We start from the raw sequence: 25,942 nt of genomic DNA on the forward strand, positions 1-25,942 counted from the left end.
TTTGCCACCCTTTTCGTTTTAACAATGGCACCTTACTATGGCAAATCTCAACTATAACCATTTGTACTATTTTTGGATGATCCAAAAGAAAGGCTCGGTGGCAAAAGCCGCTGAAGCATTATGCCTAACACCGCAAACCGTAACGGGGCAGATCCGCGTGTTAGAAAGCAGTCTCAAAGGTAGTTTATTCAAACGTGTTGGCAGGTCCTTGGAACCTACAGAACTCGGTGAGCTGGTATTTCGTTACGCAGATAAGATGTTTAGCCTTAGCTATGAGATGCTAGATCTACTCAATTATCAAAAAGATGAAAATATTCGCTTTGAAGTGGGGATTGCCGCTGCACTGTCAAAGGCGCTCACTAGTCGAGTATTGCTGTCAGTCGTTCCTAGTGATGGCTCGATGCATTTGGCCTGCTATGAGGCAACGCATGAAAGCTTAATGGAGCGGCTTAGAGCTCATAAGCTGGATATGATATTGTCTGATTGCGCCGGTGAGAGTCTAAAATATCCAGAGATCCTCTCCAAACAATTAGGCGAGAGTGGTATTGCTTTTTTCTCTGCTGAGACCTATTCAAAGCCCTTTCCTGAATGTTTAGAGCAAGGCAAACTTCTTATACCTAGTCGAGGAACGTCTTTAGGGCAACAACTTGTACGTTGGTTTGATGAAAAGAATTTAAATATTAGTATATTAGGTGAGTTTGATGATGCTGCTATGATGAAAGCATTTGGTTTTTTCAAGCAGGGGATATTTGTTGCTCCGTCAATATACAAGCAAGATATTTTGGCGCACGGTATGACGTTACTTGGTGAAACAACTGATATTAAAGAGGTGTATCACGTGATGTTTGCTGAGCGGATGATACAACATCCTGCGGTGAAGCGTTTATTGAGTACCGACTTTTCAGAATTGTTTGCGGGTAACGATGTAAAAGTTCAGCAACTATAATCATACTCTTTTGCTAGGTGTATCCAGAGGCCATTTCGGTATACACTATCGGCATTGTCAAAGATTGGAGTAACAAACTTGTCAGAATTAATGCCAGAACCCATGAAAATAGCAAGAGTTAGATGGGCTTGTCGTAGAGGCATGTTAGAGCTAGATGTGTTGTTTCAACCTTTTGTTGAGCTGCACTATGAAGCTATGTCTAATGCTGATAAAAATATTTTTGTCAGGTTGTTAGAGTCTGAAGACCCAGAGCTTTTTGCGTGGTTTATGGGACATGAGGTCTGCAAAGACCCTGAGTTTGCAGAGATGATCGTTAGAGTTCGTGGTCGCCCAGCAGCATAGTTTTCACCTTTCCAGTTCTTTCGACCAACGATTCTCGTTGGTCGTTGTTGCGAGTCTCTGCTTCATCTCTTTTATGGTTTGGCCTTATGGTGAATCATTCAGCTATCTTTTTTGTAAATCGCTAATCTTTATCCTGAGTATTAGCTATTTCAGTTGGCAGTTTTGGCAACTAAAACACTGGTCTTGTCAGTTTATATTATCTGCAGAAGGTAATGGTCGACTTAACCAAAAGCAGGGCTTTGTGATCAAAGGTAAACCAATGATCACTCCGTTTGCGTTGATGTTTGATATCCAGTGCGAGACTGAAGTCAAAAGACTGGTGGTGTGGGCTGATATGTTAGACGACACAAGCTATCGCCATTTGTGTCGTCTGTTGTTGCAATCGAATCAAAGGCGGCTTAACTAGGCCTTATTAAGCTTGCTTATTTGGGCTGTAATATTGTCGGTTTAGACAAGGGATCTTTATTCGGATGATCGATGTTGTAGTGCAAGCCCCGGCTCTCTTTTCGCTCCATCGCACAGCGGATAATAAGTTCTGCAACTTGGACTAGGTTACGCAGCTCTAGCAAGTTATTACTGACTCTAAAGTTACTGTAATACTCTTGGATCTCTTGCTGTAGCATGACACACCGTCTTAAGGCACGCTCTAAACGTTTATCGGAGCGAACGATACCAACGTAATCCCACATAAATAACCGCAGCTCATGCCAGTTATGCGCGATAACAACCTCTTCATCTGAATTTGATACCTGGCTTTCATCCCAAGCTGGAAGGGTACCCGGCATAGGGATCTTTCCCAGTTGGCTTTCAATATCTTCAGCCGCGGCTCTGGCAAAAACAAGACATTCAAGTAATGAATTACTGGCAAGGCGGTTGGCCCCGTGTAAGCCTGTATAGGCGACTTCTCCGATGGCATATAAGCCATTTAAATCAGTTTGCCCATGCAGGTCGGTCATCACGCCACCACAGGTATAGTGCGCAGCGGGCACGACAGGAATGGGATCAGTGGTTATATCGATACCAAACTCAAGGCAGCGCTTATGAATGGTCGGGAAGTGCTTAATGATAAAGTCGGCGGGTTTATGAGTGATATCCAAATAGACACAATCAGAACCTAAGCGCTTCATCTCATAATCAATTGCGCGAGCGACAATATCACGTGGTGCCAGCTCTGCTCGATCGTCAAATTCAGGCATAAAGCGGCTGCCATCGGGTCGGCGTAAAAATGCGCCTTCGCCTCTTAAGGCTTCGGTGAGCAAAAAGTTACGTGCATCAGCGTGATAGAGGCAAGTCGGATGAAATTGATTAAATTCCATGTTGGCAATTCGGCAACCAGATCGCCAAGCCATAGCAATGCCGTCGCCTGAGGCAACATCAGGGTTTGATGTGTATTGGTATACTTTCGAACAGCCACCCGTCGCTAGTGCGACGAAACGCGCTTTTACGGTCTCGACCTGTTCTAAATTACGGTTCCAGATATAAGCACCTTGGACTCGATTACCTGGACGATTTAATTTACGAGTGGTGATTAGATCAATGGCGTTGTAGCGTTCTAGTACCTGAATATTCGGGTGACGGCTTGCCTGCTCTTGCAGCGTGACTTGCACTTCTTTACCCGTGGCATCAGCGGCATGCAAAATACGGCGATGGCTATGACCGCCTTCACGGGTTAAATGATAAGGTGCATCTTCTGGACTGCCATCTGTCGTTTCCTCTTTATCGAAGGCAACACCGCATTCGATTAACCATTGCATGGAGGCTCTTGCATTTTCAGCGGTAAACTTAACGACTGGCTCATCACAAAGCCCTGCTCCTGCCACTAAAGTATCAGCGACATGGGACTCAATTGTGTCATCTTCATCAAAAACAGAGGCGATGCCGCCCTGAGCGTAATAGGTTGAACCTTCGCTAAGTGGACCTTTGGAAAGTAAAATAACCTTAGATTTTTCAGCAAGATGTAGAGCTAAGGTGAGGCCGGCAGCACCACTGCCAATAACCAAAATGTCAGATTGGTGTTCAACTACTTGTTTCATCAGGTATCATAGAGTGATCTGGGAGTTAGACTATGTTAAACCAAGATGCTGCATATGGATACTTATCAGGGGCCATTTCTGTTTGGTTTAGATTTTACACTGACTTTATCTTTGTTATGTTAGGTACATATTGTCTCATTCTCCTCTGATGCATTTGCAGGTATTCAGTAGCTTAAAATAGCAAGGTAGCGTTAATTACAAAGTGGGAAGTGCGTATCGTGTGTTGATATGCCAGTGATAAGAAACAAACTGTCCAAAAAAATCGTGACTGAAAGCGATTTGCTAGCCTGTTATAAGGCCATTGATAGTGTAAAAGTTTACTCCCGCAAAAAATAAATGATGTCTTTGCAAATTTTTATAGAACTTTTTTGAAACTCGCTAGTCTACATAAGTGAATATGATTCGAGCGGCTGAGAAATCAGTATTAGATTTAGGAGTAGTCGGCTCGGATGAGTGGACAAATAAGTGATCAACAGTTAGTTGAGCGCGTACAGCGTGGTGATAAGAACGCTTTTAACCTTTTGGTGCAAAAATATCAAAACAAGGTCGCAAATTTGATATCGCGTTATGTGCGAAATCAAGCAGACGTTGCAGATGTGTCGCAAGAAGCTTTTATTAAAGCCTATCGAGCGTTACCGAACTTTAGGGGCGAAAGTGCGTTTTACACATGGTTGTACCGCATTGCAGTTAATACTGCGAAGAATCATCTGGTCGCACAAGGGCGTCGAACGCCTGCGAATGATGTCGATGCTGAAGAAGCTGAATATTATGATGGCAGTGACGCGTTAAAGGAGTTTGCATCTCCTGAACGGTTAGTCTTGTCAGAAGAGATTCAAAAGGTCGTTTTCGACACTTTAGATACATTGCCAGAAGAATTAAAGATGGCGATCTCACTACGAGAACTTGATGGTATGAGTTACGAAGAGATTGCTAATGTCATGGATTGCCCTGTAGGCACTGTAAGATCGCGGATCTTCAGAGCGCGAGAGGCAATCGATAAAAAGCTTAAGCCGTTGCTAGAACACTAGCACCCTTGATAAAGATAGGTGAAAAATGGATAAATTAGGTCAGGAATGGGTATCTGCTGCAGTCGATGGTGAACTCGACGAGCAAATGTTAGCTGAGTTAGCGGCTGACGCAGATTCCCATGAACAGTGGCGTGATTATCATATGATTGGTGATGCAATGCGTGGTGAATTACCACAAACTGTATCAGTGGATCTCAGTGCCAGTATTATGGCTGCTATTGATGAAGAGCCCGCAATTATCGCTCCCAAGCAATCGACAGTTAAAGTCAAGCCTGCCACAAGTAACGTTGTGCCATTTTTCAAACAATTTGGCCAATACGCTATTGCTGCATCGGTTGCTATGGTCGCAGTGGTTGGTGTACAGAATTATAATCAAGAGACATTACTTGATAATTCACCATTACCAGTTTTGAATACTCGTCCATTAATCGGTAGCGCATCGCCTGTAAGCCTGCAAACTGGGGCTGTTCAGCAGAACCAGAGCTATACAAATGAACAAGTTGTTGACCAGCGTCGTCGTATCAATGCTTATATTCAAGATCATATGTTACAACAGAGATTGAATAATGGTGTCAATATAGAGGACAATAGCGAGGTAGATACAATACCTGTCAATCAGTAACAAGGAGTTAGCTTGCGTCTAATCCTATTGGCTATCTTAGCCATAAGTCTTCCCGCGATGGCGCAGGAAGACATATCCGCCAAAGCTTGGCTAGAAAATATGAGCCAAGCACTGCGTGAACAAGAATTCAAAATATCCCTTATCCAAATTCAAGCCGATCATATTCGTCCGTTGGTGTATATCCATGGCAAAGTAAATGATCAAGAAGTGGCTTTTTTAGAGCATCTCAATGGTCCACCTAAAAACGCGGTACGTGTCGGAAATACCGTCACCTTTATTGAGCACGATCAACCCGCCTATAGTGTCCATGCTAACCGTATTCAAGGTGTTATTCCTGCCGCTTTTGCTGATGATGTCTCTAAGCTTGAAGCGGGTTATAAGTTTGTGTTGGGTGGCCGTAGCAGAATAGCTGGTAGACCAGGGCAGTTAGTGCGGATTATTCCAAATGATACTAATCGTTATGGTTATCAAGTCTGGTTAGATATGGACACCTATTTACCATTACGGTTCGATATGATAAACGGTGATAAGCAGCTTTTGGAGCAACTTTTAGTGGTTGAGCTGCTAGTGTTAGAAGAGGTTCCTGCTATATTGAAAGAGGCACATAAGCAAGAGTGGCCTGCCGTTATGGCGCAGTCAGAGCGTGCTGGTGCTGAAGATTGGAAGTTCGGCTGGTTACCAGTAGGCTTTAAAGTACTGATAAAAGATCAGCATCGACTCATTGGTAGCAAAGAGGCGGTTGAGTACATTGCCATTAGTGATGGATTAGCCAGTATCTCCGTCTATGTTGCTAAAGCTGGTGAAGCACCACTGCCGGATGAACTTGTCACTCGAAATGGCTTATCACTTGCCACTGAACGCGTCGGTAATGCTGAGGTGGTTGCTGTGGGTAAAGTACCAGCAGAAACACTGAGCCGGATTGCCAAGAGCATCATGCTGCAATAAGGAGTCTGGGGAATGATGGAAGAGATCGCCAAAGTTGTCGCTAATAGCAACTCTGGCTGGGTCGTTGTAGAGGTGGAGATGAAGAGTGCCTGTAATCACTGCGAAAGTGGCGATTCCTGTGGCACATCTGCAGTCGCTAAAGCCTTTTCTGCAAAAGTTCAGCGTTTTTCGATTCAAACGGAACGAGTTTTTACTAAAGGTGAGCGCTTAAAACTTGGCCTTCCTGAAAGCGTCATTCTAAAAGCCGCTTTATTGGTTTATATCCTGCCATTATTAGGTTTCTTTATCGGCGCTTACAGTGGCAATCTCTTAGCAATAGCTGTAGAGATAAATCAAGACCTGTTATCGATTGCTGGGGCGCTTATTGGCGGTGTCAGCGCTTGGGCTATAGGCAAAAGATGGGCTAAGGCTGTAGAGGAAATGGCTCTGCCTGTCATTATTAAATCGCTTGGCAGACCAATAGATATAGCGCAATAACCGCAGTTACGTAGCCGCAGTTTTAATATTCCATTGCAAAACCATTTTAAAAATTGGTATTAAAGCCGCAATCGGGTACAATTCTGCACCTTAAAAATTGTTTTCAACTTCGAGTTTAGTCATCCCAGCATAATGAAGCACATTAGAAACTTTTCGATAATTGCCCATATTGACCACGGCAAATCAACACTCTCAGATCGCCTTATCCAGGATTGCGGTGGTTTATCCGATCGTGAAATGGCTTCCCAGGTTTTAGATTCAATGGATCTAGAACGTGAGCGCGGTATTACTATTAAAGCACAAAGCGTCACCTTGGATTATAAGGCTAAAGATGGTGAAACTTACCAGCTGAACTTTATTGATACCCCAGGTCATGTCGATTTCTCTTACGAGGTGTCACGTTCTTTAGCGGCTTGTGAAGGCGCATTATTGGTCGTTGACGCAGGGCAGGGGGTTGAAGCACAAACGCTTGCCAACTGTTATACCGCCTTAGAGATGGAACTGGACGTCGTTCCTATCCTGAATAAAATCGATTTGCCACAAGCTGATCCAGAGCGCGTAGCAGAAGAGATTGAAGATATTGTAGGTATCGAAGCTGCCGATGCCGTGCGCTGCTCCGCTAAAACTGGTGTGGGTATCGCAGAGGTACTTGAGACCATCGTGGCACAAATTCCGCCACCAGAGGGTGATCCTGAAGGACCGCTGCAAGCCTTGATCATCGATTCTTGGTTTGATAGCTATCTGGGCGTCGTTTCACTTGTGCGTATCAAGAACGGTAAGCTGAAAAAAGGCGATAAGTTCAAAGTTATGTCTACCGGGCAAAACCACACGGCCGACCGCGTGGGTATATTTACCCCAAAACAGACAGATACCAATGAACTCAATACCGGTGAAGTTGGCTTTGTCATTGCTGGTATCAAAGAGATCCATGGCGCGCCAGTCGGTGATACGCTGACTCTTGCAAAGAATGGTGCCCTAGAGCCATTACCTGGCTTTAAGAAGGTTAAACCACAGGTTTACGCTGGTGTTTTCCCAATATCTACTGATGATTACGAGAGCTTTCGTGATGCATTGAATAAGCTAAGTCTTAATGATGCTTCGTTGTTTTTTGAGCCAGAAACATCTTCAGCACTTGGTTTTGGTTTCCGTATCGGTTTCTTGGGGCTGCTCCATATGGAGATTATCCAGGAGCGTTTAGAGCGTGAATACGGCCTAGATTTGATCACTACTGCACCAACGGTAGTTTATGAAGTTGTCGGTACTAAAGGCGATATAATTTACGTTGATAATCCGTCTGACCTGCCGGCGATTAACAACATTGAAGAGATGCGTGAACCAATTGTAGAGACCAATATTTTGGTTCCTAAAGAGTACTTGGGTAACGTTATTACTTTATGTGTTGAAAAACGTGGCGTACAGACCAATATGGTTTATCACGGTAATCAAGTAGCTATCACTTACGACATGCCGATGGCCGAAGTTGTGATGGACTTTTTTGACCGCTTGAAGTCAACGAGTCGTGGTTATGCGTCACTTGAATACAACTTTAGTCGTTTTCAGCCTGCAGACATGGTTCGCCTTGATATCTTAATTAACGGTGACCGAGTCGACGCCTTGGCGATGATCACTCACAAAGATAGTGTTCGTCATCGTGGTCTTGCTCTGGTTAATAAAATGAAAGAGCTTATCCCTAGGCAGATGTTTGATATTGCGATTCAGGCTGCCATTGGTAGTCAGATTATCGCTCGTTCATCGATTAAAGCTTTGCGTAAAGATGTCACCGCTAAATGTTATGGTGGCGATATCTCACGTAAGAAGAAGCTTTTGCAGAAGCAGAAAGACGGTAAGAAGCGCATGAAGCAAGTGGGTAACGTTGAAGTTCCACAAGAAGCGTTTTTAGCCGTGTTAAAGCTTAATGATTAAGCTCATTGGTTAAGATTTGTTAATATATCGCTAGAGTTTGCGCCGCAGTTTGCGGCGCTTTCATTACTGGCGTATAACCTTAGTGGCAGCGGTATTTTGGTCGCTACCCAATTATGTTCGGCAGGAGTTAATTAATAATGGCAGCCTATTTTTCTCTTATTTTAGTCTTTATCACACTAGGCAGTGGTTTGGTGTGGATGGCGGATGCGTTTTTGTTTGCGCCTAAGCGACGTGAGAAGTTGGTAATGGCTCAAGCTACAGACGCCGATCTTAGTGAAGACAGCGTTGAAGTGATAATGCGTGAATCAGCAATCGTTGAAACTTCAAAGTCAATCTTTCCTGTTATCGCCTTTGTGCTTATTCTGCGCTCCTTTATTTATGAGCCATTTCAGATCCCGTCAGGCTCAATGATGCCGACGCTATTAGTCGGTGATTTTATTCTGGTAGAGAAGTTCAGTTACGGGATTAAAGATCCCGTATGGCGCACAACGCTAAAAGAAACTGGCAAGCCTGAGCGTGGCGATGTGGCGGTATTCAAGTATCCTGAAAACCCAAAGATTGACTATATCAAGCGTATTGTCGGTTTGCCAGGCGACAGAATTGTCTATCGTAATAAGCAACTTTCGATTCAACCCGCTTGTGCTGAGGGCCAAAGCTCTTGTCCCGAGTTAAAAGCAGTTGAGAGAGCTTCAGTTAACCGCGGTGAGTTTTCGCAAAATGGTACGCCATTGTTGCGTTTTAAAGAGCAGATTGGTGATGTCACTCATGACATCTTAATTAACCCATCTCGCCCTGATATGATCAATTACTATCATCGCCAACAGAATGTACCGCTAACCGAGTTTATCGTACCTGAAGGGCAATATTTTGCGATGGGCGATAACCGTGATAACAGTACTGACAGTCGCTTCTGGGGATTCGTACCAGAAGAGAATTTGGTCGGTAAAGCAGTGGCGATTTGGATTAGTTTTGAATTTGATAGAACACCGGCTGACTTCTTGCCAGCTTGGATCCCAACAGGGGTACGTTTTAACCGTGTAGGCGGAATTGTGTAATATGGAACCAATTAAAAATATCGCTAGACTATGCCGTACATTAGGTTATGAGTTTGCTGACCAAGCATTTTTAGATCAGGCGCTAACACATAGAAGTGCCTCTAATAAGCATAATGAGCGACTAGAGTTTTTAGGTGATTCAATACTTTCAATTGTGATTTCTGATGCGCTATACCATCAGTTTCCGAAAGCTACTGAAGGTGATTTAAGCCGTATGAGAGCAACATTGGTCTGCGGTAAAATGCTAGCCGAAATCGCAATCGAGTTTAAGCTTGGTGACTACTTAAAGCTGGGCCCTGGCGAGCTTAAAAGTGGCGGTTTTAGACGAGAGTCTATTTTAGCCGATGCTGTCGAAGCTATTATTGGTGCTATCTATCTCGATTCAGAAATCGAGAACTGCCGCAAACTGGTACTCAATTGGTATGCGTCGCGTTTGGACATTATCGAGCCAATTAATCAGAAAGACCCAAAGACTTTGCTTCAAGAGCATTTGCAGAAGTTCAGAAAACCGCTGCCTGTTTATAAAGTCGTCCATACTGAAGGTGACGCCCATGAGCAAACCTTCACCGTTGAATGTGTCGTAGAAGACTTGAAAAAAGCCGTTGCTGGGGTTGCTAGTTCACGTAGAAAAGCAGAGCAAAGTGCAGCCGCGCAAGTGTTGGAGTTATTAAAGAAATGAGTAACAACAAAGATTTACCCAAGAGCAATGAGCCGAGTCTAGATGACTTGCTTGCGCAGATGAATAACCCTTCATCAGCGGTTAAGTATGCAGTTACTTATTGCGGTATGGTGGCGATAGTTGGGCGACCAAACGTTGGTAAATCGACTTTGCTTAACAAGCTGTTAGGTCAAAAAATTAGTATTACCTCTAAAAAGCCACAAACGACTCGCCACCGTATTATGGGGATCCATACAGACGGTCCGCGCCAAGTGGTGTTTATTGATACGCCTGGTCTTCATATGGAAGAGAAGCGCGCCATTAACCGCTTAATGAACCGTGCTGCATCAAGCTCGCTTGCTGAGGTTGCATTAGTCGTCTTCGTCGTTGATGGCATGACATGGACTCCTGATGATGAAATGGTACTGCGTAAACTGCAAAGCCGTAATGATGGCCGAAAAACCATATTAGCCATCAATAAAGTCGATAATATTAAAGATAAAGAAGCGCTGTTTCCATATCTTGAAGAGTTATCGAAGAAGTTTGAGTTTGACGAGATCTTACCTATTTCAGCAACCCAAGGTACTAACGTTAAACGCATCTTGGATATGTCGGTAGAGGCAGTGCCTGAATCTCCGCATTTCTTCCCAGAAGATTACGTTACTGATCGCTCGCAAAAATTTATGGCGTCAGAAATCGTCCGTGAAAAACTAATGCGCTTTTTAGGTGATGAACTACCTTACGATTGTACGGTGGAGATTGAGCAGTTTAAGATGATGGAAAATGGTGTCTATCAGATTAACGCACTTGTGCTTGTTGAGCGTGAAACACAGAAACGTATGGTCATTGGTAACAAGGGCGAACGTATTAAAACAATCAGTTCAGCAGCGCGTGTCGATATGGAAACTCTGTTTGATAATAAAGTTTTCTTAGAAATGTGGGTTAAAGTAAAGTCTGGTTGGGCTGATGACGAACGCGCACTGCGTAGCCTAGGCTACGGCGACGAGTAACCGTCACTACAATTGAAAAACATGCCTCTTTTTAGTAATAGAAAGGGGCATTTTTATGCCTATAAATACCGTATAGTGATTAATATTGTAAAGGATGTGCACTTACTTCTGCGCTGACTTTTTACTGTTTAAAATTGGAATGAGATAATCATGGAGCGTGGCTACGTTCTTCATAGCAGACCCTTTCGAGAATCGAGTGTACTGGTTAACTTGCTGGTTGATGGCAAGGGACGCGTTGACGCTGTCGCACGCTTAGGCAGTAGCAAAAACTCAATCCGTAGTATTGTACAACCATTTCAGCCGCTTATTTTTCAGCTGCAGGGTAAGTCAGATCTAAAGAATTTAAAGCAAGTTGAAGCTGCAAGCCCTGCGGTGCCGCTAACGGGGCACTGCCTGTATTCGGGGCTCTATCTTAATGAACTGCTTATTCGCTGCTTAACGGTGCAGCATAGCGCCGAGGATCTATTTTTCAATTACCACCAAACACTCATCGCAATGGCTAAAGAGTTTAACCAAAGCCAGCTGCGTTATTTTGAATTAGCACTGCTGCAAGAGCTTGGCACAATGCCGTCACTCGAAAATGATCCGTCAGGTGCTTTCATTACTGGGAGTGGTTTCTACCGTTTGGAAATAGACCATGGTTTTATGCCCGTAATTGCCACAGCTTATAATCAGCATAAGTTCTTTACTGGTGCGATGTTAGTCGCGCTTAAAGAGCAAAGCTTATTAACCGAGCATGCAAGTGAGGCTAAAAAGTTGATGCGCCAGCTATTAGCACCAACCTTGGGCAGTAAGCCATTACATTCACGCAGCCTGTTTATTAAGAAGGCTACAGCTACTTTTAACCCTCCGGCTAAAAGTTAAGTGTGCTCTGCTGTTATTGTTTTCTATGCTATTACAATCAAATAATTCACTAGCGTAACAATGGCCTCTCGCTAGCAAAACGTTAAGTCTCACAGTACAATAACCGCTATCTATTTTTGTCTATTTAAGGAATACACATGAGCCGGATCTTACTGGGCGTAAACATTGACCATATTGCTACTCTACGCCAAGCTCGCGGTACTAATTATCCTGATCCTGTTCATGCCGCAGCCGTTGCCGAACATGCTGGCGCCGAAGGTATTACTATTCACTTGCGTGAAGATCGCCGTCACATCGTCGACAGAGATGTATATACGTTAGCAAAAACCTTAAAGACGCGTATGAACTTCGAGATGGCTGTAACGCAAGAGATGCTCGATATTGCCTGTGAGATCAAACCTGCTTACGTTTGCTTGGTGCCTGAGAAGCGTGAAGAACTCACCACTGAAGGTGGACTTGATGTTGCCGGTCAGCAGGAAAAAATTTCAGCTGCAGTAGAGCGTTTGGCTAAAGAGGGCATTAAGGTGTCGCTATTTATCGATGCCGATAAAGCACAGATTGATGCTGCCGTTGCTGTTGGTGCGCCAGTGATTGAGATCCACACCGGTTGTTACGCCGATGCGCAAAATGATGCCGATGCGGCCGCCGAACTTAATCGTATCAGTACAATGGCCACCTATGCTCACGATAAAGGGCTTGTCGTCAATGCGGGGCACGGTTTGCATTATCATAACGTTAAGCCGATAGCCGCAATTCCAGAGCTTTATGAGCTTAACATTGGCCACGCGATTATCGCCCGAGCTGCTATAGACGGTTTAGCAACAGCGGTACGTGATATGAAACAGTTGATGGTCGAAGGTCGTCGAGGCGAATAAGCTGTTAGCCAACATTGATTATGCCAACAAAGCCGAGGATAGTATTTAGCTATTCTCGGCTTTTGTATAACTAAGCTTTACACTTAAGAGGGGATTTATGATTGTTGGTCTAGGCACAGACATCGTTGAGATTGCACGTATAGAGATGCGAGTCCCAGCAGCAGGCGAAGAGGCCTTAAAGATCCATCGCTTGGCTAAAAGAGTGTTAACGCCATCTGAGTTTAGCTTGTTTGTAGCATCTTCCTGTCCAGGCCGATACTTGGCTAAGCGCTTTGCCGCAAAAGAGGCGGCAGCAAAAGCACTAGGCACTGGCATTGGCCGCGGGGTGTCATTTCAACATATTGAGATCAGCAATAACGATAATGGTGCTCCTATTGTAACCTTTAATGGTGGTGCGGCAGAGAGGCTGGCGGCACTTGGTGGCGTTCGAGGTCACTTGTCTATTGCTGATGAGAAACACTATGCAACCGCAACTGTTATATTAGAGTCTTAGCGTAATAGAGCGTTGTTACAGCTTATTAAAATGGTACATTTAACTAAATTAGTCGAGTGGGTGACGCTCTTCAGCCTGCTATTAACGGAGATATTATGACATCTAGAGTCTATGTATTAGCGCAGTTTCAAGCAAAGGAAGGTAAAGAGGCGGAGTTATTTGAGGTGCTAAAGGCACTAGAACCTGACTCTTATCGAGAGCAAGGTTGCATTCAATATATGTTGACGCGCCAAATTGACCATCCGAGTGCATCAAGAACAGATTATTCCATCGTATTTAATGAGATCTGGCAAGATGCCGATTCATGGGCAGCTCACGGTCGCAGAAAACAGATCCAACACTTTTTTGAAACTCAAGTTAAAGCTGACAACGGCTTGGTGAAAGATGCAATTGTCACCGCCTATACAGATGAAGGTTATGAGTACGATAAGCCGATTTTCGAGTAAGTAACATTAATTGCGTTAACAATGGGGTATTAGATAAGTTTTTATCTTGCTGTCGTTGCTTGGAAGTATTTGTGGCGGTAGTTAACTTGTTTGTACCTCAAAGCTATTCGATTTGTCGAGCTGTGCCTGACATTTAAGAAAGCTCAACGCCGTGGTGCTTCGCCCATTCTTGTAATCAAGAGTAGAGCCAAGAGGCAAAGCGCTTGTCCCCGCTGTTGATTTCATAAGAGTCAATCCCTCAGCGCCCCGGCGAAATTTAAACAGCGAAATTTCCAACGGGGGAGATTGCTGTCTGGTCTTTGGCTACTTAAATGTAATTCTGATGTTCACTGATGTGGCGGTTTATCTAATTTAAAGGCTTTTATTGATAACTCTAATGCTGAGAGCTTGCGCTTTTATAACCCAGTGTAGGTACGGCTGAGGCCTTCGAAAACAGGACGTTTTCGTTGAGCCCACAAGGCCAATTCTGTTCCATACAGAATTTGGCACTCCCTCCGTCCATGGAGGCCTGATGTGTTTGCGGCGAGCCTCAGCAGTATCTGCACATACGGTCGTTCATTCACATCTGACCCATAGGGAGATGGGAAATGTCGTTATGATGTCGGGAGCATCATCGACCATGTGATCACGACATTCGGATACCCAGTCCAGCACCACTGCAGGTCATTGGAACCACTTTTACCTGGAGGTAACTCTCTTCTGCCCATTGACGAGTTCCGTGACCCTAACTATGTCAGCTTGTGAATGAAACAAGAGGTCGCTACAGACTATTCCGATCAAGCGTACATCGGGTTGATACCGGCCTGAATATTTGCTCTATTAATAGTGAGCAAAATCCTTTAGGTTAAGGAGAAGTTAAATATAACTATAATTAGACTTGATAAAGTATGGAGACACTCAGATGAAATCCGCCGTAGAGCAGCTATCAACTTATAAAAGTGTGCACTTAAATCCCAGCAACATAAAGACCCATTTTTTTGGTGTGCCACTGATTATCTGGTCGGCCTTTGTTGGTTTTAATCTTATCCCAATCAATTTTGCAGTGTTTGATAATCCAGTGGTTAGCTTTAATGCCGCGACTGTTTTTGCGGTGGTGGTATTGGCCTATTACTTCATGTTGCACGTCAAGTTGGCAGTCGGTTTGACTCTATTTATTATTCCGGTGCTATACACCTCTAGCATCGTTGCCCAATATGATGGCGCTGGATATCTCGCTATAGCAACCTTCGTCATAGGGTGGATCATTCAATTTATAGGTCACAAATATGAGAAGGCAAAACCTGCTTTTGTTGATGATTTGAATCAACTACTCATAGGGCCATTCTTTTTAATGGCAGAAGTCTATTTTAAACTTGGTTTTGAAAAAGAGCTTTTAGCGGAGATTACGCCAATTGCTCGGGATAAACGCAGAGCGCTAGAAGCAGCGAAGAAAGCCAAGGCTGTTTAAATGTTGCAAAAAAAACGCTAAACCAGTGGTTAGCGTTTTTATTCGTTAAGCCTTTGGCTGCTCATAATGTTTAGGCAGGACTCGCACGGTTTTAACCATATTGTCACCGAGCTCAATGACTTCAATTGGGTAACCTGCGATACGCATGCTGGTTTTGATTGTTGGGATCTCTTCCAGATGCTCTAATATCAAGCCATTGAGCGTTTTGGGGCCATCAATCGGAAAGTGCCATTCCATCTCTTTGTTCAATTCACGAATGTTAATAGTGGCCTCAATAAGAAAGCTACCGTCTTGTTGTTCGCTGATGTCTTCGCTCGGAGTGGTAACCATTGAAGTGGTGTAATCACCAACAATCTCTTCCAGAATATCCTCGAGTGTGACCAATCCTTGAATATCACCATATTCATCAACGACGAGACCAATACGCTCTTTGTTTTGCTGAAAGTTGCTCAGTTGCACATTAAGCGGAGTACCCTCTGGAATAAAGTACAACTCTTTAACTGCACGCAATAAGGACGATTTACTGAACTGCCCCTTAGACTGCAACCGCAATGCATCGCGTAGATGGACAAAGCCTACTGCGTCATCAACGGTGTCTCGATACAATAGAACGCGAGTATGTGGACTCTGAATAACTTGTTTGTTAATGCTCTTAAACTCGTCATTAATGTTGATGGCATATAGCTCTGAACGCGGTACCATCACATCTTCAACGGTCACCTTTTCTAAATCCATAATAGACAGCAGCATCTCTTGATGTCGTCTTGGGATTAATGCGCCAGCTTCGTGTACAACGGTTCGTAGCTCCTCTTGGCTTAGCGCGTCAGAGGTTTTTGTCGAATTGATCCCAACGAGTCTAAGTACACCAGAGGTGATGAAATTGACAATTTTTACGAATGGAGATAGCACTATGAGCAGAAAACGCAATATGTAGCTAGATGGAAAAGCGATACGTTCTGGGTGCAATGCGGCAAAGGTTTTAGGAGTAACTTCGGCAAAAACCAATACTACTAGTGTCAGTACACCGGTTGAGATAGCAATACCCACATCACCAAATAGGCGTAATCCGATTATAGTCGCAATTGACGAGGCAAGGATATTGACTAGGTTGTTGCCAATTAAGATGAGTCCAATCAGCCTATCGGGCCGCTCCAGCAGCTTAGTGGCTCGAATCGCCCCCTTATGTCCGCTCGATGCCAGATGGCGTAGACGATATCGGTTTAAGGTCATCATGGCTGTTTCAGAACCTGAAAAATAGGCTGAAAGTAAAATCAAGACGGCTAAAACAGACAATAGTACGCCAGTGGATATTTCGTCCAAAAGGTGGAGCTCCGCTGTGGATAAAAAAAGCTGTAAAAATTAGTAATTACAGATATTTCGAAAGTATGTCAAGTTTGGCTCAATGCTAAACTGATTGAGCCACTTGGCGTAGATTAGATTTAGTTGAGGATCAATTCTTTAACAATGCGGGCACCAAAGTATGCCAGTGACAATAGTAGTCCACCAGTTAAGGTGTAAGCAACCGCGGTCCTAATCTTACAACCCACCCAATATTGTTGGGCCAACATAGCAATGTAGACGCACCAAGCGAGGATAGACAAGACTGCTTTGTGGCCTTTACCCTCTTCAAACATATCGTCGAGGAAGATAAAGCCGGTAGCGAGCGCTAAGCTTAATAAAATCACTCCGACAATCACAAGGTGATACAGCTGCTTTTCGACCGTCATCAGCGGCGGCATATGTGATGCCATGACCAGTTTTTTATTCTTGAGTCGATTCTGAATAATGGCCAACTGGATGGCATAGAGTGCCGCAATCATTAACGCACTGTACGCCATTAGTGACAGAACGACATGCACTAGCACATCAGGGTGGATCTCAAAGTGGATAATATATTCCGGTGGTACTAACCATAAAAGAGCAACTGATATGACCGAACAGGCGTAAACCACTGGCACAACGACGATGACTTTAAGACGGAATAGTAAAATGGTGAAACTAAAGGTGATGATCCAATTCACCATTGAGATGACATTGGTCAAACTAAAGTTCTGTCCGTCTCCGGTAAAGGTAGCTTGTGACAGTGCCGCTGCATGTAAAACAACACCTATGGCCGCTACAGCTGCAACTAATTTTCGGTTTGGTCCGTCTGCGTGAAAAAGACGAGTCGCGACGAGAACCAAAGCAATACTGTAAAAAAACATGGCTGACGCTGAAAAAATAACCATTGAGTATTAACCTATTGTTTTGTGAACTTATTGTTCTATTAACTTGTTGGCGAGCCAAAAAGTTAAAGCAGACTAAACGACACTTATACTAACTTGATTCATACATAAGTTGAATGACTGAATCACAAATCGTAATGCGCTATGTTTCCATTCGAAACTGAATCGATTTTAATCACGGAAACAGCGAACAACGCTTAGCATTAGAATAACATGAGGTCGGGTTAATTGGGCAGTGACATTGGTTGCAAAATTAAGTGGATTCTATGTCTTAGGTCAGTTTTTTTGCAAAATGTTACCTTAAGATGCAAATGTAAGCCAAGTTACTTGGTTCATTGAGTAGCATAATATCTGGGCATCGCTATAATACGGCCCATCTATATCAATTTTAAACGGTAAGAACTGGATAATGTTTGAGAACTTAACTGACAGATTGTCACGTACGCTGAAAAATATCAGTGGCCGTGGTCGCTTAACGGAAGAGAACGTTAAGGAAACCTTGCGCGAAGTTCGCATGGCACTACTTGAGGCCGACGTCGCCTTACCAGTTGTACGCGACTTTGTTAGTAGCGTAAGAGAGCGTGCAGTAGGGCAGGAGGTATCTAAAAGCCTTAGTCCCGGCCAAGCATTTATCAAGATTGTTCAAAGCGAGCTAGAAAATGCGATGGGCGAAGCTAATGAAGCTTTGGACCTATCAGCTCAACCTCCGGCAGTGATTATGATGGCCGGTTTGCAAGGTGCAGGTAAAACCACCAGTGTTGCAAAGCTTTCAAAATTCTTACGTGAACGCGAAAAGAAATCTGTGCTAGTGGTGAGTGCCGACGTCTATCGTCCTGCAGCAATCAAGCAGCTAGAAACATTAGCTGCAGAAGTTGAAGTTGAGTTCTTCCCATCAGATGTCAGCCAGAAGCCGGTTGATATTGCCAAAGCTGCGATTGCGCACGCCAAGCTTAAGTTTATTGATGTAGTGATTGTCGATACAGCAGGCCGTTTGCATGTTGATGAAGCGATGATGGACGAGATTAAGGACCTTCACGCTACAGTAAACCCAGTTGAGACACTGTTTGTGGTTGATGCCATGACCGGGCAAGATGCGGCAAACACAGCGAAAGCCTTTAATGAAGCATTGCCGCTTACGGGTGTCGTTCTCACCAAGGTTGATGGTGATGCACGAGGCGGTGCTGCACTGTCTATTCGCAATATTACCGGTAAGCCGATTAAGTTCTTGGGTGTAGGTGAGAAAACTGACGCACTAGAAGCTTTCCATCCAGACCGAATCGCTTCACGTATTTTGGGTATGGGCGATGTCTTGTCGCTTATCGAAGAAGTTGAGCGCGGCGTCGATCAAGACAAGGCGATGAAGCTTGCTGCGAAAGTGAAAAAAGGCGGTAACTTCGATCTAGAAGATTTCCGTGAACAGCTGCAGCAGATGAAGAACATGGGCGGCATGATGAACATGATTGAGAAGCTTCCTGGCGTGGGTCAGTTACCACCAGAAGCACTTGCTCAAGTTCAAGACGGTAAAATGACCGGACAGATGGAAGCGATTATTAATTCAATGACGCCAGGTGAGCGTCAGCGACCTGATATTATTAAGGGGTCACGCAAACGCCGTATCGCAATGGGCTCGGGTACACAAATTCAAGACGTAAACCGTTTACTTAAACAGTTTACCCAAATGCAGAAGATGATGAAGAAGATGTCGGCCAAAGGCGGCATGAAAAAGATGATGCGTGGTATGAGCGGTATGTTACCACCAGGCATGAAAATGCCGGGTCGCTAGTCTATTATTAATTGTTCTGTACATAATTTTACAGGTTAGGATGAGTTTTCGTTCTAGCCTGTAAATCGTTTTTGGCGTAATAAACGTCGATTACGGTTGCATTCGCTGGTCAGTCAGGTAATATCTGCCAGCTTTCTATCTGGGGCTCTCCGCGAACACGGAGTTTCAGTTTTTATTTTTGCTTGATAAAAAGCAAATCATTAGAGGATACAAAACGCATGGTTACCATTCGTTTAGCTCGTGGCGGCGCAAAAAAGCGTCCATTTTATAACATCGTTGTTGCTGACAGCCGTAACGCCCGTGACGGTCGTTTCATTGAGCGTGTTGGCTTTTTTAACCCATTAGCTCGTGGCCAAGAAGAAGCTTTACGCTTAGATCTTGACCGCGTTGAGCATTGGGTTGCTAACGGTGCTGCTACATCTGATCGTGTAGCAAAATTGATCAAAGACGCTCGTAAAGCAGCTGCTTAATAGCGTTAAGGTATAGATTGATGAGCAGTAAACAAGAACCCGTCGTACTTGGTAAATTAGGTTCAAGTCATGGCATTAAAGGTTGGTTGAAGATCACTACCTATACCGATTCTGTTGAAGGTATTTTTGATTATTCTCCTTGGTTGTTAAAAGAGCAAGGTGAATGGCGTGAGGTTAAAGTCCTCCAGTGGCGCATGCAAGGTAAAGCCGTAGTTGCTTGTCTTGAAGGTGTAGAAACACGGGATCAGGCTCAGGCGCTTACAAATTGTGAGATAGCCGTGACTGCGGAGCAGATGAATGTTTTGCCAGAAGATGAATTCTACTGGCGAGATCTTATCGGCTGTGAAGTGGTTAATACCAAAGGTTATAACATGGGCAAGGTGCAGGAGATCGTGGAAACAGGATCAAATGACGTGCTTCTTGTTAAAGCTAACGCAAAAGATGGCTTTGGCAAAGCGGAACGAATGATCCCCTTTGTCACCGAACAGTTCATCATTAAGGTGGATTTGACGGCAAAACAGATTTTAGTGGATTGGGATCCGGACTTTTAAGTCGAGGTAGAGCAGATGTGGTTAGGGGTAGTAACCCTGTTTCCGGAGATGTTTCGTGCCGTAACAGACTTTGGTGTAACGGGTCGTGCAGTTAGCAAGGGTTTGCTAGAGATGCAAACGTGGAATCCTCGTGATTTCACCCATGATAAACATAAGACAGTGGATGACCGCCCATACGGTGGTGGCCCTGGCATGTTAATGATGGTGCAACCTCTACGTGATGCCATCCATGCAGCAAAAGCTGCAGCTGGAAAAGAGGCAAAGGTGATCTACCTTTCTCCTCAAGGTCGTAAGCTTACACAGCAAGGCGTTGAAGAGTTAGCTAAGTCATCCAGTTTGATTTTAGTGTGTGGACGATACGAAGGTGTCGATGAGCGTATTATTCAAACTGAAGTGGATGAAGAGTGGTCGATTGGAGATTACGTGCTTTCGGGCGGTGAGATACCAGCGATGACTTTGATTGATTCAGTATCAAGACTTGTTCCTGGCGTGCTGGGAAAAAAGGCTTCGGCAGAGCAGGATTCCTTCTCTGACGGTTTACTGGATTGTCCCCACTATACGCGTCCGGAAAGTATGGATGGTTTGGAAGTTCCAGCCGTATTGTTAAGTGGCAACCACGAACATATTAGACGCTGGCGTTTGCAACAAAGTCTCAGTAGAACTTTGTTAAGACGACCAGAATTACTTGAAAATCTAGCTCTGACTGGCGAACAAGAGAAGCTTTTAGCTGAATTTGTAGACAGCATCAAACAAGATGATTAGTCGAAGCGTAGTTATTACTAGAATGGAGTTTATTTAATGAATAACATCATCAAAATGCTCAACGAAGAGCAAATGAAAACCGACGTACCAGAATTTGGTGCCGGTGATACAGTAGTTGTTAAAGTACGTGTTGTAGAAGGCGGTAAAGAGCGTCTACAGGCGTTCGAAGGCGTTGTAATCGCTAAGCGTAACCGCGGCGTTCACTCTGCATTCACAGTACGTAAAATCTCTAATGGCGAAGGTGTTGAGCGTGCGTTCCAAATTCACAGCCCAATCATCTCTAGCATCGAAGTTAAGCGTCGCGGCCGTGTTCGTCGTGCTAAGCTTTACTATCTACGTGAACGTTCAGGTAAGTCTGCACGTATTCGTGAGAAGCTAGCTACTAAGTAATTACTTTTTGTAATAATTAGTTTAGCTAAAAAAAGATGCAGTGTTCGCATGAGAAACCGCCTATATGGCGGTTTTTTGTTGGCTGCGATTTAGTGAAGACAACTGAACTACCTGTCTTATCATCGTTATATTTTATCAATTAGCCTAGTCACCGCTATGAGCATCATTTGTTCAAGTTTGTTGATTGAAGCCAGCAATAACACCTTAAAGCACAAATTTTCTCATTTACCCTACTTATGCTTGATCTTCAACTGACACACAGGCATAGTGCTTTCAAGGTGTAATGGTGTAGCATTACGCAATTACGGTTAGTCTCATAGGACAGACTTCTAATTTGGTCATGGCGCCAATAGATATTAGAAGGTGAAAACTCAAATCAGGTGATAAGCATGCAGCAAGATACGATAAACAACGTTCATATTAGTTCAGAGAAAGTGTTGGTGACTCCAGAGGAGCTAAAGCGCGATCTTCCCCTATCTGCCCATGCTAGCCAGTATGTCCTTAATGCACGTAAAACAGTGGCAGACATCGTACATAAGCGAGATAACCGAGTCTTAGTCATCTCCGGACCTTGCTCTATCCACGATATCGATGCCGCTAAAGAGTACGCTCTTAAGCTTAAGAAGCTGCATGATGAACTAGGCGAGCAGTTTTACGTGTTGATGCGAGTTTACTTTGAAAAACCGCGCACTACCGTAGGTTGGAAAGGGATGATTAATGATCCTGATATGAACGAGTCATTCGACGTTGATAAAGGTTTGCGCAAAGCGCGTGAACTGATGATTTGGTTGGCAGAGCTTGAGCTCCCTGTTGCCACTGAAGCGCTTGATCCTATTAGTCCACAGTACATGTCAGAGCTTATCACTTGGTCCGCTATTGGTGCTCGTACTACCGAATCGCAGACACATCGCGAGATGGCATCTGGGCTTTCTATGCCTGTCGGCTTCAAAAACGGTACCGATGGCAAACTAGGTGTCGCAATTAACGCGCTAGAGTCAGCTGCAAGTGGTCACCGCTTCATGGGGATCAATCAGAAAGGTCAGGTCGCATTGTTACAAACAGCCGGTAATCCTGATGGCCACGTTATTTTGCGCGGCGGTAAAGCGCCTAATTATGATGCGACCAGTGTCGCAGAGTGTGAAAAGCAGTTGCATGCAGCCAAACTGAATGCCCGTCTGATTGTTGATTGCAGCCATGGTAATTCATCAAAAGATCACAACAAACAAACGCCCGTGTGTGAGAATGTATTCACTCAAATTGTTAATGGTAACCAATCTATTATTGGAGTGATGCTTGAGAGCCACCTTAATGCAGGTAAGCAAAGCAGTGATCTGCCATTTAGTGAGTTAGCTTATGGCGTGTCAGTGACTGATGCGTGTATCGATTGGCAATCAACCGAAGCATTATTACGTACCGGCGCTGCAGACTTAGCTTCAGTATTACCTACAAGGTTTGATATGCTGAAAGTAGCAAACGGCTGATGGAAGAGAGAGTAATGAACGAGAAGACCACTGCAGAACTTGAAAACCTTAGGGGCTTAATTGATGGCGTTGACCAACAGTTACTTCATCTACTTAGAAAACGGTTAGATCTAGTGGCTCAAGTCGGCGCTGTTAAGCACGGCGCAGGATTACCTATTTATGCTCCTCAGCGTGAAGCATCAATGCTGGCAAAGCGTCGTGGCGAAGCTGCAGCGATGAATGTTGAGCCGCAGTTAATTGAGGATATTCTAAGGCGCTTAATGCGCGAATCTTACTTGAACGAAAAGGATGTTGGTTTTAAGCAGGTTAATACCAATCTCGGTCATGTGGTTATTGTGGGTGGTGAAGGCAAGCTCGGCGGTCTGTTTTCGCAGATGCTGACCTTGTCAGGATATGAAGTTAAGTCTTTAGATAAAGACGACTGGGTTAATAGTCAGACGATTTTTGATGGAGCTGGTTTGGTGATCGTGACAGTGCCGATTAGCATTACCTGTGATTTGATTGCTAGTAAGCTAACGCAATTACCAAGTGATTGTATTCTTGCGGACTTAACGTCGATTAAAGCTGCACCTGTCGAAGCCATGCTAGCAGCGCACTCTGGCCCAGTTTTAGGCTTACACCCGATGTTTGGGCCTGATGTTGGCAGTTTAGCTAAGCAAGTGATCGTTGTGTGTCATGGTCGTGATAAAGCCCAATACCAGTGGTTGATTGAACAGATCGAGATCTGGGGCGCACGTATCGTCGAAGCTGAACCCGAGAAACATGATAAAGCGATGCAGCTGGTACAGGCTATGCGACACTTCTCCTCTTTTGTTTATGGGCTTAACCTCTATAAAGAGGAGGCTGATATAGGTTCTCTACTGCAGTTTAGTTCACCTATATATCGTTTAGAGCTAGCAATGGTAGGACGTCTATTCGCCCAGAGCCCTGAGTTATATGCAGATATAATTTTTGCTCAAGAGGAAAGCTTAGTCGCTATTAGCGACTACTTAGATAATTATTCGCAAGCACTGTCGATATTAAAGTCAGGAAACCGAGAAGCATTTGTTAAACAGTTCGAAGAGGTTGCACAGTGGTTCGGTGACTTCGCACCACAGTTTCAAAGAGAGAGTCGGGCAATGCTGCAATCAGTCAATGATATGAAAACAGATTAATGTGATATAAATTGATCAATAAAAAAGGAGCTTAGGCTCCTTTTTTTTTGTCAAAACGAAGGTGAATAGTAATGAGAGTGAATAGCGTTCCGAATGCTATTTTTAGCCCGCCTCAGTATCGGTTTAATTTTGACCAATTAGTCAAAATTAGTGAATGCTTAAGGTGATCTTATTCATAGTTTTCACCATTACCCGTACAAAATACTTTTGCAATTTCTCAATCGGCGTAAACTAATTCTAAAGATGCAAATTATATGCATGTATTAAGTCGTAAGTATTAGGAGTAAGAGTCGTGTTTTGTATTCAATGTGAGCAAACAATTAGAACGCCAGCGGGCAATGGCTGTAGTTACACCCAAGGTATGTGTGGTAAGTCGTCTGATACATCAGATCTACAAGACCTTCTAATCTACATTCTTCAAGGTGTATCGTCATATGCTGTCCGCGCTCGTGAAGTCGGTGTTATCGACCACGAAATCGATACGTTCGTACCTAAGGCATTTTTTGCAACGTTAACTAACGTTAACTTTGATGATGACCGTATTATTGGATACACAACACAAGCAAACGCTTTCCGTAGCCGTTTACAAACAGCGTACGAAGCTAAGTGTGCTGAGCTAAACATTGAAGCAAAATCGCCAACAGCGACAATGCAGTTAGTATTAGGTGCTACTAAGCCTGAAATGCTATCTCAAGCTTCACAAGCTGCGCCTAACCGCGGCAAAGACGAAGTTCATGAAGATATCATGGGACTACGTTTACTTTGCTTATATGGCCTTAAAGGGGCTGCTGCATATATGGAGCATGCTCGAGTACTTGACCAAACCAACGATGAGGTTGCTGGCGAGTTCCACGAAATCATGGCATTCCTAGGTGAAGACTCTGTTGATGGTGACAAGTTGTTTGATACTGCAATGCAGATTGGTCAGCTTAACTACCGCGTAATGGCGATGTTAGATGAAGGCGAGACTCATGCATTTGGTCACCCAGAGCCTACTCAAGTTAATACCAAATCAGTAAAAGGTAAGGCGATTTTAGTGTCGGGTCACGACATGAAAGATCTTGAACTTATCCTTGAGCAAACGGAAGGCAAGGGCATTAACGTATTCACTCACGGTGAAATGTTACCTGCACTTGCTTATCCAGAGCTGAAAAAATACCCGCACCTTGTAGGTAACTACGGTAGCGCATGGCAGAACCAGCAAAAAGAGTTCTCTACATTCCCTGGTGCAGTCGTAATGACTTCTAACTGTATTATCGACCCTAATGTGGGCGATTATTCAGATCGTATATTCACTCGTAGCATTGTTGGCTGGCCTGGTGTTAGTCATATTGTTGGAGATGATTTTAGTGCCGTTATAGCTAAAGCTGAGTCTTTAGAAGGCTTCGCCTATGATGAGATCCCCCATCTAATCACTATAGGCTTCGCTCGTAATGCACTAATGGCTGCAGCGCCAACCGTGATTGATAATGTGAAAAGTGGTGCTATTAAGCATTTCTTCTTGGTTGGTGGCTGTGACGGCGATAAGGAAGAGCGTGGCTACTTTACTGATATTGCTACGCAAGCGCCTGCAGACTCCGTTATTCTGACACTGGGTTGTGGTAAATATAAATTCAACAAACTTGAGTTTGGTGACATTAACGGTATCCCACGTCTATTGGACGTTGGCCAGTGCAACGATGCTTATTCTGCTATTCAGCTTGCTATCGCATTGTCTGAAGCGTTTGAATGTGACATCAATGAATTGCCATTGACCTTAGTTCTCTCTTGGTTTGAACAAAAAGCGATTGTTGTGTTACTTACACTACTTTCACTTGGCGTGAAGAACATTTTGACTGGCCCAACAGCGCCAGCATTCCTAACAGAAAACTTGGCTAACGTCTTAGAAGAGAAGTTTGGATTGCGTACAACTACAACAGTTGAAGCGGATCTTAATCGCATTCTAAACGTGGCTTAAATGCC

At 44.1% G+C, this 25,942-nt stretch carries 27 protein-coding genes; 24 read left to right on the forward strand and 3 right to left on the reverse strand.

All coding sequences use genetic code 11. From position 1 onward, the window contains the following. Positions 1–37: 37 nt before the first annotated feature. The 3 genes from nhaR (at position 38) to JK628_RS06190 (ending at position 1,694) form a co-directional block, all read left to right on the forward strand. Positions 38–946 carry a transcriptional activator NhaR gene (nhaR, locus tag JK628_RS06180; RefSeq protein ID WP_202288543.1) on the forward strand — a complete coding sequence of 303 codons (909 nt, stop codon included), beginning with the start codon at positions 38–40 and terminating at the stop codon, positions 944–946. A 90-nt stretch (positions 947–1,036) separates the two neighbouring features. After that, positions 1,037–1,288: an FAD assembly factor SdhE gene (locus JK628_RS06185; protein ID WP_237524215.1), complete on the forward strand. Its 252-nt coding sequence runs from the start codon at positions 1,037–1,039 to the stop codon at positions 1,286–1,288. Next, positions 1,269–1,694, forward strand: a complete 426-nt coding sequence (locus tag JK628_RS06190; RefSeq protein WP_202288545.1) for a protein YgfX — start codon at positions 1,269–1,271, stop codon at positions 1,692–1,694. Before JK628_RS06185 ends, JK628_RS06190 begins: the two co-directional genes overlap by 20 nt. Positions 1,695–1,710: 16 nt before the next feature. On the opposite strand, the gene nadB is transcribed toward JK628_RS06190, so the two are convergent. Then, positions 1,711–3,321 carry an L-aspartate oxidase gene (nadB, locus tag JK628_RS06195; RefSeq protein WP_202288547.1) on the reverse strand — a complete coding sequence of 537 codons (1,611 nt, stop codon included), beginning with the start codon at positions 3,319–3,321 and terminating at the stop codon, positions 1,711–1,713. Between the two features lie 449 nt (positions 3,322–3,770). Between nadB and rpoE the strand changes: the two genes are divergently transcribed. The 13 genes from rpoE to JK628_RS06260 all read left to right on the forward strand — a co-directional run bounded on the left by rpoE (position 3,771) and on the right by JK628_RS06260 (position 15,164). Beyond that, complete coding sequence (gene rpoE, locus JK628_RS06200; protein ID WP_202288549.1) at positions 3,771–4,349, forward strand: RNA polymerase sigma factor RpoE; 579 nt, start codon at positions 3,771–3,773, stop codon at positions 4,347–4,349. A 25-nt stretch (positions 4,350–4,374) separates the two neighbouring features. After that, positions 4,375–4,971 carry a sigma-E factor negative regulatory protein gene (locus JK628_RS06205; RefSeq protein ID WP_202288551.1) on the forward strand — a complete coding sequence of 199 codons (597 nt, stop codon included), beginning with the start codon at positions 4,375–4,377 and terminating at the stop codon, positions 4,969–4,971. A 12-nt stretch (positions 4,972–4,983) separates the two neighbouring features. Continuing rightward, the gene (locus JK628_RS06210; protein WP_202288553.1) at positions 4,984–5,916 is read left to right on the forward strand and encodes a MucB/RseB C-terminal domain-containing protein; all 933 of its coding nucleotides are present in this window, start codon (positions 4,984–4,986) and stop codon (positions 5,914–5,916) included. Positions 5,917–5,928: 12 nt separating this feature from the next. Next, positions 5,929–6,393, forward strand: a complete 465-nt coding sequence (locus JK628_RS06215; RefSeq protein ID WP_202288555.1) for a SoxR reducing system RseC family protein — start codon at positions 5,929–5,931, stop codon at positions 6,391–6,393. A 132-nt stretch (positions 6,394–6,525) separates the two neighbouring features. After that, a complete protein-coding gene (gene lepA, locus JK628_RS06220) occupies positions 6,526–8,316 on the forward strand; it encodes a translation elongation factor 4 (RefSeq protein WP_202288556.1) in 1,791 nt (596 codons plus the stop codon). A 137-nt stretch (positions 8,317–8,453) separates the two neighbouring features. Beyond that, positions 8,454–9,371 carry a signal peptidase I gene (lepB, locus tag JK628_RS06225; RefSeq protein ID WP_202288558.1) on the forward strand — a complete coding sequence of 306 codons (918 nt, stop codon included), beginning with the start codon at positions 8,454–8,456 and terminating at the stop codon, positions 9,369–9,371. Position 9,372: 1 nt separating this feature from the next. Beyond that, positions 9,373–10,050 carry a ribonuclease III gene (gene rnc / locus JK628_RS06230; RefSeq protein WP_202288560.1) on the forward strand — a complete coding sequence of 226 codons (678 nt, stop codon included), beginning with the start codon at positions 9,373–9,375 and terminating at the stop codon, positions 10,048–10,050. After that, a complete protein-coding gene (gene era / locus JK628_RS06235; protein ID WP_202288562.1) occupies positions 10,047–11,039 on the forward strand; it encodes a GTPase Era in 993 nt (330 codons plus the stop codon). Before rnc ends, era begins: the two co-directional genes overlap by 4 nt. Before the next feature lie 150 nt (positions 11,040–11,189). Next, positions 11,190–11,903 (forward strand): DNA repair protein RecO, encoded by a 714-nt coding sequence (gene recO / locus JK628_RS06240; RefSeq protein ID WP_202288564.1) that lies wholly within the window; start codon positions 11,190–11,192, stop codon positions 11,901–11,903. Between the two features lie 137 nt (positions 11,904–12,040). Continuing rightward, positions 12,041–12,778: a pyridoxine 5'-phosphate synthase gene (gene pdxJ, locus JK628_RS06245; RefSeq protein WP_202288566.1), complete on the forward strand. Its 738-nt coding sequence runs from the start codon at positions 12,041–12,043 to the stop codon at positions 12,776–12,778. A 97-nt stretch (positions 12,779–12,875) separates the two neighbouring features. Further along, entirely contained in the window at positions 12,876–13,271 is a 396-nt protein-coding gene (acpS, locus tag JK628_RS06250) for a holo-ACP synthase (protein ID WP_202288568.1), read from the forward strand. 95 nt (positions 13,272–13,366) lie between these two features. Then, a complete protein-coding gene (locus JK628_RS06255; protein WP_020913800.1) occupies positions 13,367–13,717 on the forward strand; it encodes a putative quinol monooxygenase in 351 nt (116 codons plus the stop codon). 901 nt (positions 13,718–14,618) lie between these two features. Beyond that, the gene (locus JK628_RS06260) at positions 14,619–15,164 is read left to right on the forward strand and encodes an Mpo1 family 2-hydroxy fatty acid dioxygenase (protein ID WP_202288570.1); all 546 of its coding nucleotides are present in this window, start codon (positions 14,619–14,621) and stop codon (positions 15,162–15,164) included. Between the two features lie 45 nt (positions 15,165–15,209). On the opposite strand, the gene JK628_RS06265 is transcribed toward JK628_RS06260, so the two are convergent. Continuing rightward, positions 15,210–16,484, reverse strand: a complete 1,275-nt coding sequence (locus JK628_RS06265) for an HlyC/CorC family transporter (RefSeq protein WP_202288576.1) — start codon at positions 16,482–16,484, stop codon at positions 15,210–15,212. Positions 16,485–16,603: 119 nt separating this feature from the next. Next, the gene (locus JK628_RS06270; RefSeq protein WP_202288585.1) at positions 16,604–17,392 is read right to left on the reverse strand and encodes a cytochrome C assembly family protein; all 789 of its coding nucleotides are present in this window, start codon (positions 17,390–17,392) and stop codon (positions 16,604–16,606) included. A 406-nt stretch (positions 17,393–17,798) separates the two neighbouring features. On the opposite strand from JK628_RS06270, the gene ffh reads away from it, so the two are divergent. The 8 genes from ffh to hcp all read left to right on the forward strand — a co-directional run bounded on the left by ffh (position 17,799) and on the right by hcp (position 25,937). Further along, on the forward strand, positions 17,799–19,172 hold the full coding sequence (gene ffh / locus JK628_RS06275) for a signal recognition particle protein (protein WP_202288587.1): 1,374 nt from the start codon (positions 17,799–17,801) through the stop codon (positions 19,170–19,172). A gap of 218 nt (positions 19,173–19,390) precedes the next feature. Further along, positions 19,391–19,642 (forward strand): 30S ribosomal protein S16, encoded by a 252-nt coding sequence (gene rpsP, locus JK628_RS06280; RefSeq protein ID WP_101090472.1) that lies wholly within the window; start codon positions 19,391–19,393, stop codon positions 19,640–19,642. A 20-nt stretch (positions 19,643–19,662) separates the two neighbouring features. Further along, on the forward strand, positions 19,663–20,193 hold the full coding sequence (gene rimM, locus JK628_RS06285; RefSeq protein ID WP_202288589.1) for a ribosome maturation factor RimM: 531 nt from the start codon (positions 19,663–19,665) through the stop codon (positions 20,191–20,193). Positions 20,194–20,208: 15 nt separating this feature from the next. After that, positions 20,209–20,955 carry a tRNA (guanosine(37)-N1)-methyltransferase TrmD gene (gene trmD, locus JK628_RS06290; protein ID WP_202288591.1) on the forward strand — a complete coding sequence of 249 codons (747 nt, stop codon included), beginning with the start codon at positions 20,209–20,211 and terminating at the stop codon, positions 20,953–20,955. A gap of 36 nt (positions 20,956–20,991) precedes the next feature. Next, positions 20,992–21,345: a 50S ribosomal protein L19 gene (gene rplS / locus JK628_RS06295; protein ID WP_202288593.1), complete on the forward strand. Its 354-nt coding sequence runs from the start codon at positions 20,992–20,994 to the stop codon at positions 21,343–21,345. Positions 21,346–21,734: 389 nt separating this feature from the next. Next, positions 21,735–22,826, forward strand: a complete 1,092-nt coding sequence (locus tag JK628_RS06300; RefSeq protein WP_202288595.1) for a 3-deoxy-7-phosphoheptulonate synthase — start codon at positions 21,735–21,737, stop codon at positions 22,824–22,826. Positions 22,827–22,840: 14 nt separating this feature from the next. Beyond that, positions 22,841–23,980 (forward strand): bifunctional chorismate mutase/prephenate dehydrogenase, encoded by a 1,140-nt coding sequence (gene tyrA, locus JK628_RS06305; protein WP_202288597.1) that lies wholly within the window; start codon positions 22,841–22,843, stop codon positions 23,978–23,980. Positions 23,981–24,272: 292 nt separating this feature from the next. Continuing rightward, positions 24,273–25,937 carry a hydroxylamine reductase gene (hcp, locus tag JK628_RS06310; RefSeq protein WP_202288598.1) on the forward strand — a complete coding sequence of 555 codons (1,665 nt, stop codon included), beginning with the start codon at positions 24,273–24,275 and terminating at the stop codon, positions 25,935–25,937. Positions 25,938–25,942 lie beyond the last annotated feature (5 nt).

The sequence above is a fragment of the Shewanella sp. KX20019 genome, assembly GCF_016757755.1.
Classification (GTDB): Bacteria; Pseudomonadota; Gammaproteobacteria; order Enterobacterales; family Shewanellaceae; genus Shewanella.

What these genes read in the sequence shown, in the direction of transcription:
- nhaR (WP_202288543.1), top strand. Translation starts at nt 38, where the DNA reads ATGGCAAATCTCAACTATAACCATTTGTACTATTTTTGGATGATCCAA.
- JK628_RS06185 (WP_237524215.1), top strand. Translation starts at nt 1,037, where the DNA reads ATGCCAGAACCCATGAAAATAGCAAGAGTTAGATGGGCTTGTCGTAGA.
- nadB (WP_202288547.1), bottom strand. Translation starts at nt 3,321, where the DNA reads ATGAAACAAGTAGTTGAACACCAATCTGACATTTTGGTTATTGGCAGT.
- rpoE (WP_202288549.1), top strand. Translation starts at nt 3,771, where the DNA reads ATGAGTGGACAAATAAGTGATCAACAGTTAGTTGAGCGCGTACAGCGT.
- JK628_RS06205 (WP_202288551.1), top strand. Translation starts at nt 4,375, where the DNA reads ATGGATAAATTAGGTCAGGAATGGGTATCTGCTGCAGTCGATGGTGAA.
- JK628_RS06215 (WP_202288555.1), top strand. Translation starts at nt 5,929, where the DNA reads ATGATGGAAGAGATCGCCAAAGTTGTCGCTAATAGCAACTCTGGCTGG.
- lepA (WP_202288556.1), top strand. Translation starts at nt 6,526, where the DNA reads ATGAAGCACATTAGAAACTTTTCGATAATTGCCCATATTGACCACGGC.
- lepB (WP_202288558.1), top strand. Translation starts at nt 8,454, where the DNA reads ATGGCAGCCTATTTTTCTCTTATTTTAGTCTTTATCACACTAGGCAGT.
- rnc (WP_202288560.1), top strand. Translation starts at nt 9,373, where the DNA reads ATGGAACCAATTAAAAATATCGCTAGACTATGCCGTACATTAGGTTAT.
- era (WP_202288562.1), top strand. Translation starts at nt 10,047, where the DNA reads ATGAGTAACAACAAAGATTTACCCAAGAGCAATGAGCCGAGTCTAGAT.
- recO (WP_202288564.1), top strand. Translation starts at nt 11,190, where the DNA reads ATGGAGCGTGGCTACGTTCTTCATAGCAGACCCTTTCGAGAATCGAGT.
- pdxJ (WP_202288566.1), top strand. Translation starts at nt 12,041, where the DNA reads ATGAGCCGGATCTTACTGGGCGTAAACATTGACCATATTGCTACTCTA.
- acpS (WP_202288568.1), top strand. Translation starts at nt 12,876, where the DNA reads ATGATTGTTGGTCTAGGCACAGACATCGTTGAGATTGCACGTATAGAG.
- JK628_RS06255 (WP_020913800.1), top strand. Translation starts at nt 13,367, where the DNA reads ATGACATCTAGAGTCTATGTATTAGCGCAGTTTCAAGCAAAGGAAGGT.
- JK628_RS06260 (WP_202288570.1), top strand. Translation starts at nt 14,619, where the DNA reads ATGAAATCCGCCGTAGAGCAGCTATCAACTTATAAAAGTGTGCACTTA.
- JK628_RS06270 (WP_202288585.1), bottom strand. Translation starts at nt 17,392, where the DNA reads ATGGTTATTTTTTCAGCGTCAGCCATGTTTTTTTACAGTATTGCTTTG.
- ffh (WP_202288587.1), top strand. Translation starts at nt 17,799, where the DNA reads ATGTTTGAGAACTTAACTGACAGATTGTCACGTACGCTGAAAAATATC.
- rpsP (WP_101090472.1), top strand. Translation starts at nt 19,391, where the DNA reads ATGGTTACCATTCGTTTAGCTCGTGGCGGCGCAAAAAAGCGTCCATTT.
- rimM (WP_202288589.1), top strand. Translation starts at nt 19,663, where the DNA reads ATGAGCAGTAAACAAGAACCCGTCGTACTTGGTAAATTAGGTTCAAGT.
- trmD (WP_202288591.1), top strand. Translation starts at nt 20,209, where the DNA reads ATGTGGTTAGGGGTAGTAACCCTGTTTCCGGAGATGTTTCGTGCCGTA.
- rplS (WP_202288593.1), top strand. Translation starts at nt 20,992, where the DNA reads ATGAATAACATCATCAAAATGCTCAACGAAGAGCAAATGAAAACCGAC.
- JK628_RS06300 (WP_202288595.1), top strand. Translation starts at nt 21,735, where the DNA reads ATGCAGCAAGATACGATAAACAACGTTCATATTAGTTCAGAGAAAGTG.
- tyrA (WP_202288597.1), top strand. Translation starts at nt 22,841, where the DNA reads ATGAACGAGAAGACCACTGCAGAACTTGAAAACCTTAGGGGCTTAATT.